The sequence below is a fragment of the Nocardioides sp. P5_E3 genome, from assembly GCF_054049275.1.
This window is the reverse complement of the sequence record NZ_JBFUMR010000026.1, coordinates 50846-66301: the sequence shown is the minus strand read 5'-3', so window position 1 is coordinate 66301 and position 15456 is coordinate 50846. Positions and strand designations below refer to the sequence as shown.

Annotated in this window: 19 protein-coding genes; 13 read left to right on the top strand and 6 right to left on the bottom strand. The window is 72.2% G+C overall.

The window, feature by feature from the left end:
• Positions 1-55: 55 nt before the first annotated feature.
• Genes ACXJKB_RS16660 through ACXJKB_RS16640 form a run of 5 tightly spaced genes read left to right on the top strand, consistent with a single transcriptional unit; the run spans position 56 to position 4736 of the window.
• Entirely contained in the window at positions 56-481 is a 426-nt protein-coding gene (locus tag ACXJKB_RS16660; RefSeq protein WP_457190289.1) for an SdpI family protein, read from the top strand.
• A gap of 16 nt (positions 482-497) precedes the next feature.
• Positions 498-1424 carry an ABC transporter ATP-binding protein gene (locus tag ACXJKB_RS16655; RefSeq protein ID WP_457190287.1) on the top strand — a complete coding sequence of 309 codons (927 nt, stop codon included), beginning with the start codon at positions 498-500 and terminating at the stop codon, positions 1422-1424.
• Positions 1425-1435: 11 nt separating this feature from the next.
• Positions 1436-2278, top strand: coding sequence for an ABC transporter permease (locus ACXJKB_RS16650; RefSeq protein WP_457190285.1), 843 nt, complete (start codon positions 1436-1438; stop codon positions 2276-2278).
• 1 nt (position 2279) lies between these two features.
• Positions 2280-3080, top strand: a complete 801-nt coding sequence (locus ACXJKB_RS16645) for an ABC transporter permease (RefSeq protein WP_457190283.1) — start codon at positions 2280-2282, stop codon at positions 3078-3080.
• Between the two features lie 27 nt (positions 3081-3107).
• A complete protein-coding gene (locus tag ACXJKB_RS16640) occupies positions 3108-4736 on the top strand; it encodes an AMP-binding protein (protein WP_457190281.1) in 1629 nt (542 codons plus the stop codon).
• A gap of 9 nt (positions 4737-4745) precedes the next feature.
• Here ACXJKB_RS16640 and ACXJKB_RS16635 read toward each other — a convergent pair whose 3' ends face one another.
• From ACXJKB_RS16635 to ACXJKB_RS16610, 6 genes are read right to left on the bottom strand one after another with little or no spacing between them, the layout of a single operon-like run.
• Positions 4746-5723 (bottom strand): nucleoside hydrolase, encoded by a 978-nt coding sequence (locus ACXJKB_RS16635; protein WP_457190279.1) that lies wholly within the window; start codon positions 5721-5723, stop codon positions 4746-4748.
• Entirely contained in the window at positions 5720-6622 is a 903-nt protein-coding gene (locus ACXJKB_RS16630; RefSeq protein WP_457190277.1) for a hypothetical protein, read from the bottom strand. Before ACXJKB_RS16630 ends, ACXJKB_RS16635 begins: the two co-directional genes overlap by 4 nt.
• Positions 6619-7167, bottom strand: coding sequence for a hypothetical protein (locus tag ACXJKB_RS16625; protein ID WP_457190275.1), 549 nt, complete (start codon positions 7165-7167; stop codon positions 6619-6621). The genes ACXJKB_RS16630 and ACXJKB_RS16625 overlap by 4 nt, the downstream gene beginning before the upstream one ends.
• Entirely contained in the window at positions 7164-8042 is an 879-nt protein-coding gene (locus ACXJKB_RS16620; RefSeq protein ID WP_457190273.1) for an ABC transporter ATP-binding protein, read from the bottom strand. The genes ACXJKB_RS16625 and ACXJKB_RS16620 overlap by 4 nt, the downstream gene beginning before the upstream one ends.
• Positions 8039-8845 carry a hypothetical protein gene (locus tag ACXJKB_RS16615; protein ID WP_457190271.1) on the bottom strand — a complete coding sequence of 269 codons (807 nt, stop codon included), beginning with the start codon at positions 8843-8845 and terminating at the stop codon, positions 8039-8041. The genes ACXJKB_RS16620 and ACXJKB_RS16615 overlap by 4 nt, the downstream gene beginning before the upstream one ends.
• Positions 8842-9408: an RNA polymerase sigma factor gene (locus ACXJKB_RS16610; protein ID WP_457190269.1), complete on the bottom strand. Its 567-nt coding sequence runs from the start codon at positions 9406-9408 to the stop codon at positions 8842-8844. The genes ACXJKB_RS16615 and ACXJKB_RS16610 overlap by 4 nt, the downstream gene beginning before the upstream one ends.
• Before the next feature lie 161 nt (positions 9409-9569).
• Here ACXJKB_RS16610 and ACXJKB_RS16605 point away from each other — a divergent pair, with 161 nt between their 5' ends.
• The 8 genes from ACXJKB_RS16605 (at position 9570) to ACXJKB_RS16570 (ending at position 15456) form a co-directional block, all read left to right on the top strand.
• Positions 9570-10067 carry a superoxide dismutase family protein gene (locus tag ACXJKB_RS16605; protein ID WP_457190267.1) on the top strand — a complete coding sequence of 166 codons (498 nt, stop codon included), beginning with the start codon at positions 9570-9572 and terminating at the stop codon, positions 10065-10067.
• Positions 10068-10095: 28 nt separating this feature from the next.
• Entirely contained in the window at positions 10096-10635 is a 540-nt protein-coding gene (locus ACXJKB_RS16600; protein ID WP_457190265.1) for a DinB family protein, read from the top strand.
• The gene (locus ACXJKB_RS16595) at positions 10632-11252 is read left to right on the top strand and encodes a class I SAM-dependent methyltransferase (protein ID WP_457190263.1); all 621 of its coding nucleotides are present in this window, start codon (positions 10632-10634) and stop codon (positions 11250-11252) included. The genes ACXJKB_RS16600 and ACXJKB_RS16595 overlap by 4 nt, the downstream gene beginning before the upstream one ends.
• Positions 11249-11443 (top strand): DUF3046 domain-containing protein, encoded by a 195-nt coding sequence (locus tag ACXJKB_RS16590; protein WP_300052749.1) that lies wholly within the window; start codon positions 11249-11251, stop codon positions 11441-11443. Before ACXJKB_RS16595 ends, ACXJKB_RS16590 begins: the two co-directional genes overlap by 4 nt.
• A 2-nt stretch (positions 11444-11445) precedes the next feature.
• A complete protein-coding gene (locus ACXJKB_RS16585) occupies positions 11446-12696 on the top strand; it encodes an MFS transporter (RefSeq protein ID WP_457190260.1) in 1251 nt (416 codons plus the stop codon).
• A gap of 210 nt (positions 12697-12906) precedes the next feature.
• Positions 12907-13959, top strand: coding sequence for a recombinase RecA (recA, locus tag ACXJKB_RS16580; protein ID WP_457190258.1), 1053 nt, complete (start codon positions 12907-12909; stop codon positions 13957-13959).
• Between the two features lie 105 nt (positions 13960-14064).
• Entirely contained in the window at positions 14065-14817 is a 753-nt protein-coding gene (locus ACXJKB_RS16575; protein ID WP_457190256.1) for a regulatory protein RecX, read from the top strand.
• 147 nt (positions 14818-14964) lie between these two features.
• On the top strand, positions 14965-15456 hold the full coding sequence (locus tag ACXJKB_RS16570; RefSeq protein ID WP_457190254.1) for a phosphoribosyltransferase: 492 nt from the start codon (positions 14965-14967) through the stop codon (positions 15454-15456).

Sequence of the window (15456 nt, the reverse complement as noted above, 5' to 3'; positions counted from 1 at the left end):
GTAGCGTCCGGCCCGACATCCAGTTCTGGGGGAAATTGGCATGGATTCTGCCTACGTGCCGCTGCTCGTCCTGACGGCAGCACTCTCGGCGGTCTGCCTGCTGCAGTTCGTCATGACGCGGCTCGGCGCGACCCAGGGCATGGGCCCCAACCGGCTCGACGGCTTCAAGACCAAGGCGACGCTCGCCTCCGACGGCGCGTGGCGGGCGGGGCACGCTGCCGCGCAGCCAGCACTCCTGACGGCGGCCGTCACGGGCCTCGGTGTCGCCATTCCGCTGGCGCTCCGGCAGGCCTCGTCGGACGCCGACCCGACACCGGCGTTCACGGTCGTGTGTGCCCTGGCGGCAGTTGCCGTAGCCGTCCTCTTCGGACTCGCCGTCCACCGCGCCAACCGCGCCGCACGTCAGGTCACCAACAACGGGGGAGAAAAGGAGATGCCCGCTGGTGATCCGACCTGTGGCCCTCGAAGCCCGACCGAATGATCTAGGGTCGACGCCTGTGACAGAAGCCATGATCTCGGCACGGGGACTGCGCAAGTCGTTCGGCGACTTCGAGGCCGTCAAGGGCATCGACGTGGAGGTGCGCCGTGGCGAGGCGTTCGGCTTCCTCGGCCCCAACGGCGCCGGCAAGTCGAGCACGATGCGGATGATCGCGTCGGTGAGCCCCGTGAGCTCCGGCGAGCTGCGGATCCTCGGCATGGACCCCGCCACCGACGGCCCGGCGATCCGTGGCCGGCTCGGCGTGTGCCCGCAGGAGGACACGCTCGACAACGAGCTCAACGTGTTCGACAACCTCTACATCTACGGCCGCTACTTCGGCATCGACCGTGCCACCTGCCGCGAGCGCGCGCATGAGCTGCTGGAGTTCGCGCAGATCACCGAGAAGGCGAAGGCCAAGGTCGAGGACCTGTCCGGCGGCATGAAGCGTCGGCTGACGATCGCCCGCAGCCTGATCAACAACCCCGACCTGCTGCTGCTCGACGAGCCGACCACCGGCCTCGACCCGCAGGCCCGCCACGTCCTGTGGGACCAGCTGTTCCGGCTGAAGCAGGCAGGGGTGACGCTCGTCATCACCACTCACTACATGGATGAGGCGGAGCAGCTCTGTGATCGCCTCGTCGTGATGGACAAGGGCCGCATCGCCGCCGAGGGGTCGCCGCGCCAGCTGATCGACGCGCATTCCACCCGCGAGGTCGCCGAGCTCCGCTTCGGCGTGGGCGAGCACGAGGCGCTCGCGGAGAAGATCGAGGACCTGGGGGAGCGGATCGAGGTGCTGCCCGACCGGCTCCTCGTCTACAGCGACCACGGCGAGGACGTCGTCACTGCGGTCCTCGACCGCGGGCTGCACCCGATCGCGACCCTCGTGCGCCGCTCCACCCTCGAGGACGTCTTCCTGCGCCTCACCGGCCGGAGCCTGGCGGACTGATGGGATCCGACATGGCCTCCGACACGACCTCTCCGACCCCGTCGGCCGCCCCTGCCCGCCCCACCGGCTCGCTGTCGGCGTGGGAGGGCATGGTCCGGCAGTACGACTACTGGCTCACGGTCCTCAAGCGCACGTGGCGCGGGGGAGTGGTGAGCAGCTTCCTCACGCCGCTGCTCTACGTCGTGGCGATGGGCGTCCTGCTCGGCGGGTTCATCGAGGCCGACCCCGACAAGCTCGAGGGTGCGACCTCCTACCTCGCCTTCGTGGTCCCCGGCCTCGTCGCCTCGCACGCCATGACGCTCGCGGTCAGCGAGTCGACGTACCCCGTCATGGGGTCCATCAAGTGGCACAAGACGTTCTTCGCGCAGCTGGCGACGCCGCTGGCCGTGCGCGACCTGGTCAACGCCTACGTCGCGTTCGTGATGTTCCGGGTGGCCTCGGCGTGTGCGGTGTTCATGCTGGTGATGGCGCCGTTCGGCGTCTTCGCCACGTGGTGGGGGCCGATCCTGGCGTGGCTCTCGCAGGTGCTCGTCGGCTTCGCGTTCACCACGCTGGTCTTCGCCTACAGCGCGTGGCTGAAGTCGGAGGAGGGTTTCGGCCTGCTGTTCCGCCTCGGCGTCATTCCCCTGACCCTCTTCTCCGGTGCCTTCTTCCCGATCAGCAACCTCGGGCCGGTGCTGGAGTGGATCGCCCGGCTGACCCCGCTGTGGCACGGCGTCTCGCTCTCCCGGATGTTCTGCGTCGACCAGATCGACTGGTCGCTCGTCGTGCTGAACGTCGTCGTCCTCGTGACCCTCACCGTCATCGGCTGGTTCCTCGCCGTGCGCAACCTCGACCGCCGGCTGGAGGTCTGACATGGCGCTCCTCGAGGGGATCCCGGCCCCGCTCACGCCGGCCGCCGCCACCAAGGTGCTGGTGCTGCGCAACTACGTCGTCTACAAGGGCGCGTGGAAGCTCTTCATCACCGGCTTCCTGGAGCCGGTCTTCTACCTGTTCTCGATCGGCATCGGCGTCGGCCAGCTGATCGACACCTTCGAGTTCCACGGCGAGGCGATCCCGTACGCCGAGTTCGTCGCGCCGGCCATGCTCGCGACGTCCGCCTTCAACGGCGCGCTGCTCGACTCGACCTACAACGTCTTCTTCAAGATGAAGTACGAGAAGCTCTACGACCAGATGCTCGCCACGCCGCTGTCCACCGGTGACATCGCGCGCGGTGAGATCACCTGGGGCCTGATGCGGGGCTCGGTGTACTCCGCTGCCTTCCTCGTCGTCATGGCGCTGATGGGTCTGACCCAGTCGTGGTGGGCCGTGCTCGCCCTGCCGGCCGCGATCCTCATCGCCTTCGCGTTCTCCGCCGTGTGCATGGCCGTGACGACGTGGATGACGAGCTGGCAGGACTTCGACAAGATCACGCTCGCCCAGATGCCGCTGTTCCTCTTCTCGGCCACCTTCTTCCCGGTCGAGGCGTTCGGTGACGGGGTGCTGCGCTGGGTCGTCGAGGCCACCCCGCTCTACCGCGGGGTCGTGCTGTGCCGCGAGCTGACCACCGGCGTCATCACCTGGGAGTCGGCGGTCTCGGTGGTCTACCTCGTCGTGATGGGCGTGGTCGGCCTGCTCGTCGTACGACGCCGGCTCGACAAGCTGCTGCTGACGTGAGGCCCGCTCAGGGCTAGGTTCGGGAGCATGGCGAGCAGCACGGACTCCTGGACGAAGGGCGAGTCGACCCCGGCACTGCTGGAGGAGACGATCGGGGACAACCTGGCGCGCACCGTCGCCTCGTACGCCGACCGCGAGGCGCTGGTCGAGTGCGCGAGCGGGCGGCGCTGGACCTGGGCGGAGCTGCAGGCCGACGTCGACGCCGTCGCGCGCGGCCTGGTCGGTGCGGGCATCCGCAAGGGCGACCGCGTGGGCATCTGGGGGCCGAACAGCGCCGAGTGGACCCTGGTGCAGTTCGCCACCGCGAGGGTCGGCGCCATCCTGGTCAACGTCAACCCGGCCTACCGCACCCACGAGTTCTCCTACGTCGCCAACCAGTCGGGCATGCGGCTGCTGGTCGCCGCGACGTTGTTCCGGACCAGCGACTACCGCGCGATGGTGGACGAGACGGCTGCGGAGAACCGGGCCCTGGAGCGCGTGGTCTACCTCGACGACGAGGAGAGCTGGGCCGGCCTGCTGGCCGACGGCGAGGGTGTCGCCGCCGACGACCTGGCCGCGCGGGCCGCGAGCCTCGCGCCCGGCGACCCGATCAACATCCAGTACACCTCCGGCACCACCGGCTTCCCCAAGGGCGCGACCCTGAGCCACCGCAACATCCTCAACAACGGCTACCTCGTCGGCGAGGTGTGCCGCTACACCGAGGCGGACCGGGTCTGCATCCCCGTGCCCTTCTACCACTGCTTCGGCATGGTCATGGGCAACCTCGCGTGCTCCACGCACGGCGCCGCGATGGTGATCCCGGCGCCCGGCTTCGATCCCGCGCTCACGCTGAAGGCGGTGGCCGACGAGCGCTGCACCTCGCTCTACGGCGTACCGACGATGTTCATCGCCGAGTGGGCGCTGCCCGACGTCGACTCCTACGACCTGTCCTCGGTGCGCACCGGGATCATGGCGGGCTCGCCCTGCCCCGCGGAGATGATGAAGAAGCTCATCGCCGCCGGCATCGAGGAGATGACGATCGCCTACGGCATGACCGAGACGTCGCCGGTCTCGATGCAGACCCGCACGGACGACTCGTTCGAGCACAAGGTCGGCACGGTCGGCCGGGTCTGCGCGCACCTCGAGGTCAAGATCGCCGACCCGCTCACGGGCGAGGCCCTCCCGCGCGGCGAGGCGGGGGAGTTCTGCACCCGCGGCTACTCGGTGATGCTGGGCTACTGGGACGACGAGGAGAAGACCCGCGAGGCGATCGACGCCGACGGCTGGATGCACACCGGCGACCTCGGCGTGATGGACGAGGACGGGTTCGTGCAGATCACCGGACGCATCAAGGACATGGTCATCCGCGGCGGCGAGAACATCTACCCGCGCGAGATCGAGGAGTTCCTCTACACCCACCCCGACATCGAGGACGTCCAGGTGGTCGGTGTCCCGGACGAGAAGTACGGCGAGGAGCTGTGCGCGTGGGTGCGGATGCGCCCGGGCAGCGAGCCGCTCGACGCCGACGGGGTGCGCGCCTTCGCGACCGGAAAGCTCGCCCACTACAAGATCCCGCGCTACGTGATGGTCGTCGAGGAGTTCCCGATGACCGTCACCGGCAAGGTGCGCAAGGTCGAGATGCGCGAGGTGTCCACCGCTCGCCTCGGGCTGGCCTGACCCGGCCCGTCACCGGAAGACGCTGCGGTAGACCTCGTCGAGGGCCGCGGTGTCGAGGGCGGTCACGACGCGCACCGGTCCGTCGCCCGTACGCCGGAGCCGTCCCCGGTCCTCGCTCGTGTCGACGGTCCAGGTGCCCGACTCGGTGGTCGCGACCGAGCCGTCCACGAACGTGCCCGCGGTCGCGAGGTCCCAGTACTTCGGCGACTCGAACCCGGGGACGCGGCCGAGCCCACCGACGACGGGACCGGCCAGCCCGTCCGGGGCGCCGAGCGGCACCGGGTCGTCCGGCAGCACCGTCACCGGCACGGGGCCGGCCAGCACCTCCGCGAACGGCACCGGGTCGGCCCCTACGTTCCACTCGCCCACGCCGTCGGCGTGCGACTCGCTGTCGACCGTGCCCGCCATCGTGGTGACCCCRCCCAGCCGGGCGTACGCCGCCGGGTGCTCGCGCAGGACGGCGGCCACCTCGGTCAGGGGCGCCAGGGCGACCACCTGCAGCCCGGGGTGGCGCCGGGCGAGGCGGGCGATGAGCTCGGCGGCCGGCGTACGCACGGGGGTGAGCTCGCCGCCGCCGTCGCGTGGCAGCCCGCTGTTCATCAGTGCGCCGGCGCCCCACTCGGGCGGGAACATCACCCCGTCCTCGCCGCGCGGCGTGGAGCCGCAGGCGACCGGCGGCGGGGCCGTCTCGAGCGCGTGGAAGAAGTCGCCCAGCAGCCCGGTGCCACGGCAGTCCAGCTCCCCGGTCTGCGGGACCGTCACGGCGACGACACGGACGCGGGGGTGGCGCAGGAGCAGGGCGAGCGCGGCGAGGTCGTCGGGCGCGAGGTCGGTGTCGACGACGACCGGCACGGCGTCCGGCTGCTTGGCGGCGGCCGGGCTCATCGGACCGCGGGCGAACACCTCGCCGTCGACGTCGGAGGCCGCGGGGCTGCAGGCGGCCAGCACCGCGACGGTCAGCGGCACGAGGAGCACACGCAGTCTCACGGGATCACCACGTGCTGGCCGACGAGGCCTGCGACGGCGAGGACCGTCCCGACGGCGAGCAGGGCCCGACGCCCCGACCGGGGCCACGCGACGCCGAGCAGCAGCGCGGCGACCCCGAGCAGCCACACGTCGTGCCACCACGCGAGCGCCTCGGAGACCCACTGCCGCTGCCAGCCCTCGCTCGTGTGGGGGTTGCCGACGAGGAGCCAGTCGGACGGGAAGGACAGCGGGTCGGCGGAGGACGGGCCCACCGTGATGTTGAGAGGCTGGACCTGGATCATCGAGTATGGCGTCAGCGCCGCCTGGCCGAAGAGCCAGTAGACGCTCACGACGAACCACAGCACGAAGAGCGCGGGGACCAGGGCCACGAGCCGCGACATCCGCCGCCCCAGGGCGGCGCCGAGCGCGACCGCCACCAGCGCCAGGGCGACCAGCTGAGCCAGCTCGGCCGTGGTGTGGAGGGCCTCGGTCGTGCGGCCCGGCTCCATGCCGATCCACAGGCCGCCAAGGTCCCGCTCGCGCCAGGCGACCAGGACGGCGTACGCCAGAGCTACCACCACGAACGGCAGCGCAGCCAGCAGCCGGGCGAGCGTCCTGCGGGCCTCCGAGACCGGCGCGGCAGGGGCGACGTCGTGGCGTGCGCGGTGGAAGGGCAGCGAGGCGGCGACCGAGATGCCGAACAGGAAGGGCGCGACGGCGGGGATGATCCCCTCGTAGGACGCGCCCGGCCACTCGCCCGGCTCGGGCGTCACGGTCCACATCGCCCAGATCGTCAGCGCCAGGCAGGCCCAGGGCACCGGGTTGCGCAGCATCCGGCGCGCCTCGGTGACGACCAGCGCGCGGGACACCATCGCGGGCGCCGACGCGGCGGTCGCGGGCCTGACCGTCGTCATGCTCATCGCCGCCGCCCCGCGACGCAGAGGAGGGTCGCGGCCGCGAGCACCCACCACGGCTCCGTCAGCCACCAGCCGACGACGTCCGAGACGGTCCCGCTCGGCAGGAACCGCTGGAGCGCGAACAGGGCCACGGGGGTGGACGCGCCCATGACCACGGCCCGTCGCGGGGGTGCCCACAGCGCGACGGCCACACCGCACGCCGTCAGGGCGAGCAGTGGACCCGGCCCCGACACCTGCGCGGCAGTAAGCGAGTCGAGCAGGAACCACACCGCCATGGCCGGCAGCCCGAGCAGGGCGAGCCGGAGGACCCGACGCTGCATGACCGACACCGGCACCGCCGAGAGCATCGCAGCGGCCGGGTCGTGCAGGCCGGAGACGACGGTCGCGGCGAGTCCGGCCGCGGCGATCGCCAGGACGACGTCCGCGGGCCCACCGGCGGACCGGGCGAGCACGGTCGCAGCGACGAGCACGCCCGCGAGGCAGACCGCGGGCGTCCAGCGGATGGCTCGTGCGGTGGGCAGGGCGGCCTGGGCAAGCGCGGTGTTCATCGCGTCAGCCTCGTCACGAGCAGGTACCCGTCGTCCACGGTGGGAACGGCCGGTGCGGCCCCGTCCGGCAGGGTGCCCACGTGGCGGCGCGTGCCGGGGCCGGTCAGCCACGATCGCAGCGCGGTGGGCTCCTCGACGTCGGACTCCCAGACCCGGCCCTCGGCCTCGCCCGCCAGCTCGGCGGGCGTGCCGGACCAGCAGATCCTGCCGCGGTCCATGACGAGGACCTGCTGGCACAGGGCCGCGACCTCGGCGGTGTTGTGCGTCGACAGCACGACGCAGCCGCGGTGCGCGGTCTCGGCGAGGACGGACCTCAGCGCGATGCGCTGCTCCGGGTCCAGGCCGGTGGCCGGCTCGTCGAGGACGAGGAGGTCGGGGGCGCCGACGAGCGCGGACGCCAGCGCGACCCGCTGCTGCATGCCACCCGACAGCGTGCGGATGCGCTTGTGCATCGCGTCACCGAGGCCGACGGCCTCGAGCATCGTCACTGCTTCTCGCCGCCGCTGGCTCGCGTCCGTGTGCTCCTTGAGGATCGCGACGTAGTCGACCATCTCGAGCGGCGTGAACCCGCCGTAGAGCCGGGGCGACTGCGGGAGGTAGCCGAGGCGGCGTCGCACCTCGGTGCGAGCCGTCGGGTGGGCCGGGTCGAGGCCCAGCAGGGACAGGGTCCCGCGGTCGGGAGCGAGGACGGTGGCCAGCATGCGCAGCAGCGTCGTCTTGCCGGCGCCGTTGGGGCCGAGCACCCCCACGATGCCGCGCCCGAGCGTCAGGTCGACCTGGTCGACGGCGGTCTGGGAGCCGTACGCCTTGGTGATGCCGGCCGCGCTCAGCAGCGTGCCGGTGGGCGTGTGGGTGGCGGTGTCGGTGGTGCTCATGCGGTCCTCCGGTAGGCGACGGTGTCGCGACGGGCGAGGGTGAGGGCGATCGCCGCGAGCGCGACGACCAGGGCGGTGAGCTGGCTCGGAGCCGAGGCGACCAGGTGGGTGACGACGTCGGCGGGCACCCTGCGCGAGGCGGCGGGCCACGAGACGGCGACGACCCAGAGCGACCCCAGGGACGCAGCGACGACCGAGGGATCCAGCCGGGTCGTGCCGGCCAGGACCACCAGTGACGCCAGAGCGGCACCCGGCAGAAGCCAGCCGAGGGCCACCGGGGTGGGGAGCCCGAGCAGCAGGGCCACGCCGACGCCGACGGGCACGGCCGAGAGGGCGACCAGCACGGCCCGCGCCGCCACCACGCGCAGGCCGGCCGTCGGGGTGGCGAGGGCGAGCTCGCCGGCCGGCTCGGCGTGACGTCCGTAGGTGAGGGCCACCGCCGCGAGCGGGGCGACCGGTGCCAGCGCCATGAAGACGGGCAGGCGGAGGTCGAGGACGGACACCACGACCGGCAGGCTGAGCAGCAGCAGGACCGAGGCGAGCCAGGCGGTGCGCAGCCCGGGGGTGGCCAGGCCGAGGCGCAGCAGCGGGTTGGCGCGCGGCCGGTCGATCCGGTCGGTCAGCGCGTCCCAGCGTCGTACGACGTCGCTGCCGGAGGCGGACGGTGCGAGCGTGGCCATGCGACGGCGGCACTCGTCGCAGCGGAGCAGGTGGGCCTCGAGCGAGGCGGCGGGGACGGGTGCCGCGGAGCCATCGGCCCACGCGCGCAGCGTCTCCTCGTCGGCGTGCCAGGTCTGCGTCACAGCAGGGCCTCCCTCAGCTCGGTGCGAGCGCGGCTCATCCGGCTCTTGACGGTGCCGCTCGGGATGCCGAGCAGCGCGGCGGCCTCACGCGTGGTGAGCCCGTCGAGGACGGTCGCCTGGACGACCGCCTGGAGGTCGGGGGAGAGGTGCGCGAAGGCGACCCCCACGTCGCTGTGCTCGACGCGGGCCAGCACCTCCTCCTCGGCCGACGTCGCCGGGTGGCTGCGGAGGTTGCGCAGTCTCTCCAGGACGTTGGCGCGCGGGCGGAGCTGGTGCAGCAGGGACCGCACGGCGATCCCCCAGAGCCACGCCGCCACGTCGCCCTCGCCGCGCCACCCCTGGGGCTTGCGCCAGACAGCGAGGAACGTGTCCTGCACGGCCGTGTCGACCAGCGCGCGGTCGGCGCAGCGCCGGGCCAGGCGGGTCGCCAGCCACGGCTCGTGGCGCACGAAGAGCTCGCGCAGCGCACCACGGTCGGACGCCTTCACGGCGTCGACCAGCTGCGCGTCGCTCCAGGCGGCGTACCCCTCTACGGGGCTCCACCCGTCGTGCACCTCTCCCATCACGTCTCCTTGTAGCGCCGACGCCCATGATCGGTTCGCCCGCGCCGCCACGTCGTGCACCGGTCCAGACCAGCCGTGAACCGAACACCGATCGCGGAGGCACCTCCTGGTGGCGGCCCGATCGGTCCGCCGGACGAGCTCAGTCATGGAGGAGGACCCAGATGTCGAGGATCAGGACAGGAGTGGCGGCAGCAGCCGTCCTTGCCGCAGTGCCCACCGCCGCGGTGGCCGCAGGGGTGCTGGTGGACCACGGGCACGGGCCCACGGTCGTGCACGACACGGCGTACGACCAGGTCAAGACGCAGGTGCACGCCTGGTCCAGCGACGGGATCACCCGCGTTCGGCTCATGGTGACCGGGCTACCGGCCGGACGGACGTTCGGGGCGCACGTGCACACGGGTGCCTGCGGCGCCGACCCGCTCGCGTCCGGGGGCCACTACCAGCACTCGAGCGACGCGACGGTCCCACTCGCCGATCGGGAGGTCTGGCTCGACGTCACCTCGGACGAACGCGGTCGAGGCGTCGCCACGACCACGGTGCCGTGGGCGTTCGAGCCAGGCACCGCGGGGTCGGTGGTGATCCACGCGCTGCCGACCAACACGACCACCGGGGCTGCCGGCGCCCGGTTGGCCTGCACCAGCGTCGCGTTCGGAGGCTGACCGGTCGGCTGACTGGTTGGATGGGGCCATGGGCTCCACTCCCGACGCGATCACCCCCGACACGAAGGACTGGACCTGGGTGCTCGAGCGACCGTGCCCCGAGTGCGGCTTCGAGGCCGCCGTGCACGACGTGTCGGACCTCCCTGGGCTCCTCGAGACCACCGCGTCTTCGTGGTCGCAGGTGCTGGGCCGCGGTGACGCGACCGACCGCCCGCGACCCGGGGTCTGGTCGGCGCTGGAGTACGGCTGCCACGTCCGCGACGTGCACGTGCTCTTCGCCGAGCGAGTGCGGCTGATGCTCGCCGAGGACGTCCCCACGTTCGCGAACTGGGACCAGGACGTCACCGCGGTCGAACGCGACTACGGCAACCAGGACCCCGCGGCTGTCGCGGCCGAGCTGGTCGAGGCCGCTCGCAGCGTGGCGATGCTCTACGCCTCCGTCACCGATGCCACGCGCGGTCGCCGGGGGCTGCGGTCCAACGGTGACGAGTTCACCGTCGAGACCCTGGGCCGCTACCACCTGCACGACGTCGTCCACCACCTCCACGACGTGGCGGCGCCGGCGTGACCAGCGAGACCGTCCGGTCCTACGACCGCGACGCAGCGGCGTACGTCGCCCGCACCGCGACCGTGCCGGACTCGGTCCGCGCCGCCCTGGAGCACCTCGCCGAACGCGTCGGCCCGGGCGCGCGCGTGCTCGAGATCGGCTCGGGCGGCGGTCGTGACGCGCTGCTGATGGAGGAGCTCGGCCTCGCCGTGCGGCGCACCGACGTCACGCCCGCCTTCGTCGAGCTGCTGCGCGAGCAGGGCCACGCGTGCGACCACCTCGACCCCCTCGTGGACGACCTGACCTCACCCGACGGGCCGTACGACGCCGTGTGGGCCAACGCGTCGCTGCTGCACGTGGCGCGGGACGACCTGCCCACCGTGCTGGGGCGCCTGGCCGCGGTCACCCGTCCCGGAGGCCTGCTGTCCATGTCGCTCAAGGAGGGCGCCGGCGAGGGCTGGTCCATCCACGGGACGATCAGCGGCCCGCGGCACTTCACCTACTGGCGGGCCGCGGACGTCGAGGCCGTCGTCCGCGGCGCTGGCTGGGGCGACGTCGTCGTCCGGCACGGACTCGGGGGCGACCGGGGGGAGACCTGGCTCGAGCTGTCGGCGGTCCGTGATGGGGTGTCGCCATGAGGCACACGGAGTTCTGGGCGCGGCTCGACGAGACCCTCGGGCGGGCCTACTCCCGCACCTGGGCCGAGCTCACCGTCGTGCGCGACCTCGACGGCCGCACGACCCAGGAGGCGCTCGACGCCGGTGTCCCGCCCAAGCAGGTGTGGGCCGCCGTGCACCGTCAGCTCGAGCTCCCGGACACCGAGCGGTGACCATGCGGCTGGCCGGAGGCCTCACCGTCGCCGACGTCCAGCGTCGTACGGTCCGCACCCTCGTCGTCTCCCAGGCGGTCGGCGCGGTCGGTGTCACCATCGGCGTCGCGACCGCCTCGCTCCTGGCCCGCGACATCTCCGGCAGCGAGACGATGGCCGGCCTCGCACAGACCTTCCAGGTCCTCGGCACGGCCGCGGCCGCCTACGGGCTCGCGCGCGTGATGCGCCGCCGCGGGCGACGTGTCGGGCTGGTCGCGGGCTACCTCATCGGGGCGACCGGAGCGGTCCTGGCCGTCGTCGCCGGCGTCGTCGACTCCATGGTCGTGCTGCTCCTCGGCGCGCTCATGCTGGGAGCCACCACGGCGGTCAACAACGGGTCGCGCTACGCCGCCACCGACCTGGCCACCGAGGAGCACCGCGCCCGCGCCCTGTCGGTCGTCGTGTGGGCGACCACGGTCGGGGCCGTCGCCGGCCCCAACCTCACCGGCGTCGGAGCGGCCGTCGCCCGCTCCATGGGCGTGCCCGAGCTGACCGGGGGCTTCGCCATCGGCGCGGTCGTCCTGGTCGTCGCAGCCGGGTGGGTGTGGTGGCGGCTGCGACCCGACCCGCTGCTCCTCGCCCAGGAGACCGCCGGGGTCGTGCCCAGCGCGGGTCCCGAGCCGCGCGGCCGGTCGTGGGGCCGCTTCGTCGCGGTCGTGCGTGACGTGCCGGCGGTCGGGGCGGCTGTGGTCGCGATGGCCTGCGCCCATGCGGCGATGGTGACCGTGATGATCATGACGCCGCTGCACATGGAGCACGGCGGCGCTCACCTCGAGGTCATCGGGTTCGTCATCTCGATCCACGTGCTCGGCATGTTCGCCTTCTCGCCGCTCGTCGGCTGGGCCGCCGACCGCTTCGGCAGGTCGGCCGTCCTGGTCACCGGGGGAGTGGTCCTGCTGGTGTCGCTCGTGCTGTGCGGCCTGTCCCCGCAGGGCACGTCGTGGCAGATCTTCGCGGGGTTGTTCCTCCTCGGCCTCGGCTGGTCCTGCGCGACGGTCGCCGCGTCCACGGTCATCGCCGACCGCACGCCCATCGACGCGCGCACCGACGTGCAGGGCACCTCCGACATGGCGATGGCGCTCACCGCCGCGGGGGGAGGTGCCCTCGCCGGGGTCATCGTCGGCGAGCTGGGCTACCCCGCGCTGGCGACGTTCGCTGCCCTGCTGGCGGGGGCGGTCGTGGTCGCCGGAGCGGTCACCCGCCGGCACTCCTGAGCTGCTCCTCGCACCCGGGGAGGTTCGGGCCTCGACACGCCGGTGCCGGAGCGCGCGTCGAACACCTGTTCGGGCTACTGTGCATCCACAGGTACGACGAGGGGCGAGGTTGTCCACAGCGTTCGACCGTCCTGATCAGGGACTGTCGGTGGCTCGCCCTAGCGTCGCAGACGTACCCCTCACGACACGACGACAAGACAGGACACTGCAATGGCTGGTGCAGACCGCGAGAAGGCCCTGGACGCCGCGCTCGCACAGGTGGAGAAGCAGTTCGGCAAGGGCTCGGTCATGCGACTGGGCGACGAGACGCGTGCGCCGCTCGAGGTGATCCCCACGGGGTCGATCGCCCTTGACGTGGCCCTCGGGCTGGGCGGCCTGCCGCGTGGTCGTGTCGTCGAGATCTATGGTCCGGAGTCCTCCGGCAAGACGACGGTCGCCCTCCACGCGGTGGCCAGCGCCCAGGCGGCCGGCGGCATCGTCGCCTTCATCGACGCCGAGCACGCGCTCGACCCCGACTACGCGAAGAACCTCGGCGTCGACACCGACGCCCTCCTGGTCTCCCAGCCCGACTCCGGTGAGCAGGCGCTCGAGATCGCCGACATGCTGATCCGCTCCGGCGCCCTGTCGCTGATCGTCATCGACTCCGTGGCGGCCCTGGTGCCCCGCGCCGAGATCGAGGGCGAGATGGGCGACAGCCACGTCGGCCTCCAGGCCCGACTGATGAGCCAGGCGCTGCGCAAGATGACCGGTGCCCTCAACAACTCCGGCACGACCGCGATCTTCATCAACCAGCTGCGCGAGAAGATCGGCGTGATGTTCGGCTCGCCCGAGACCACGACCGGTGGTCGCGCGCTGAAGTTCTACTCCTCGGTGCGCCTCGACGTGCGTCGCATCGAGACGCTCAAGGACGGCACCGACATGGTCGGCAACCGCACCCGCGTCAAGGTCGTGAAGAACAAGGTGGCCCCGCCGTTCAAGCAGGCCGAGTTCGACATCATGTACGGCAAGGGCATCAGCCGCGAGGGTGGCCTGATCGACGTCGGCGTCGAGGCGGGCATCATCCGCAAGGCCGGCGCCTGGTACACCTACGAGGGCGACCAGCTCGGCCAGGGCAAGGAGAACTCGCGCAACTTCCTCAAGGACAACCCCGACCTCGCCAACGAGATCGAGAAGCTGATCCTGGAGAAGCTGGGCGTCATTCCCGCCGTCGACAAGCCCGCCGACGACCTGACCGACGAGCCCATCGGGGTCAATGACTTCTGACCGCACAGCCACCCTCGAGGAACGAGAGGGCGGCGTGGGTGCGGGCAGGTCGAGCAAGCGATCGAGTGAGCCTGCGAGGTCGATGATGCGTGTCGAGACCCGCCGATGAGCGACGAGAACCGTCCCGCGCCCGACTGGGTCGGCGACGTCGGGCTCGGAGTCAAGGCGTGGATGCCGACCCCATCCACGCCGGTCGAACCTCGTCCGGCCCGCCCCCGCGACGGGCGCGGCGGCGACGGTCGCCGCGAGGGCGGCAAGGGGGGCCGCAAGGGTGGCCGCAAGGGTGGCCGCAAGGCGACCCGCACCTGGGAGGAGCGCGAGGCAGCCAGGCTCGCCCGGGAGGAGGCTGCGGCCGCTGAGCTCGAGGCCGATCCCGAGGCCGTCGCCCGCAAGATCCTGCTCGACACCCTCACCGGGCAGGCACGCTCGCGCAAGGAGCTGGCCGACAAGCTGGCCAAGCGCGGCGTGCCCGACGAGCTCGCCGGCGAGCTGCTCGACCGCTTCACCGAGGTCGGCCTGATCGACGACGCCGCCTACGCCCGGCAGTGGGTCGAGAGCCGGCACCGCAGCCGGGGGCTGGCCCCCCGGGCGCTGGCGCAGGAGCTGCGTCGCAAGGGCATCGACGACGAGGACTCCAAGACCGCGCTGGAGCAGATCGACGAGTCCGACCAGCGCGCCGCAGCCCGCGCGCTCGTCGACAAGAAGCTGCGCTCCATGCGCGGCCTCGACCACCAGGTCGCCACCCGCCGCCTCGCTGGGCTGCTGGCCCGCAAGGGCTACGCCGCCGGCCTCGCGTTCTCGGTCGTCCGCGAGGCGCTCGGCGAGGCGGAGGACGACGAGCCGCACCCCGACTTCTGAGTTCCGTCTCGTGAGGGGCCGATCGTTCGCCGCCCGCTGCGTCATACGGACTCGCACCCATCGGTTCCGGTCCGCATGACGCTCCGGGCGGGATCGTCAGACCGGCCCGGTCTTCCGGCGAGCTCCGGGCTCTGGTGGGATGGTCCCGTGAGCAGCGAGCGCGAGGTCCTCACGTACGACCTCTTCGGCACGGCCACCCGCGAGCTGGCGCAGGAGGTGGCCGACTCCGGTTTCCGCCCCGACATCATCCTGGCGATCGCCCGAGGCGGGCTCGCCCTCGGCATGGGGCTGGGCTACGCCCTCGCGGTGAAGAACATCTCGGTGGTCAACGTCGAGTTCTACACCGGCGTCGACCAGCGCCTCGACGTCCCGATCATGCTTCCGCCGACGCCGGCGGCCATCGACCTGTCCGGCCTCAAGGTGCTCGTCGCCGACGACGTCGCCGACACCGGTCGCACCCTCGAGCTCGTCCACGCGTTCTGCGAGGGCCACGTCGCCGAGGCCCGCACGGTGGTGATCTACGAGAAGCCCCAGTCGGTCATCAAGCCCGACTACTCCTGGCGGAGCACCGAGCAGTGGATCGACTTCCCGTGGTCGGTGCTCCCGCCCGTCGTCGACCCGGACGCCCTCGCGCACTGA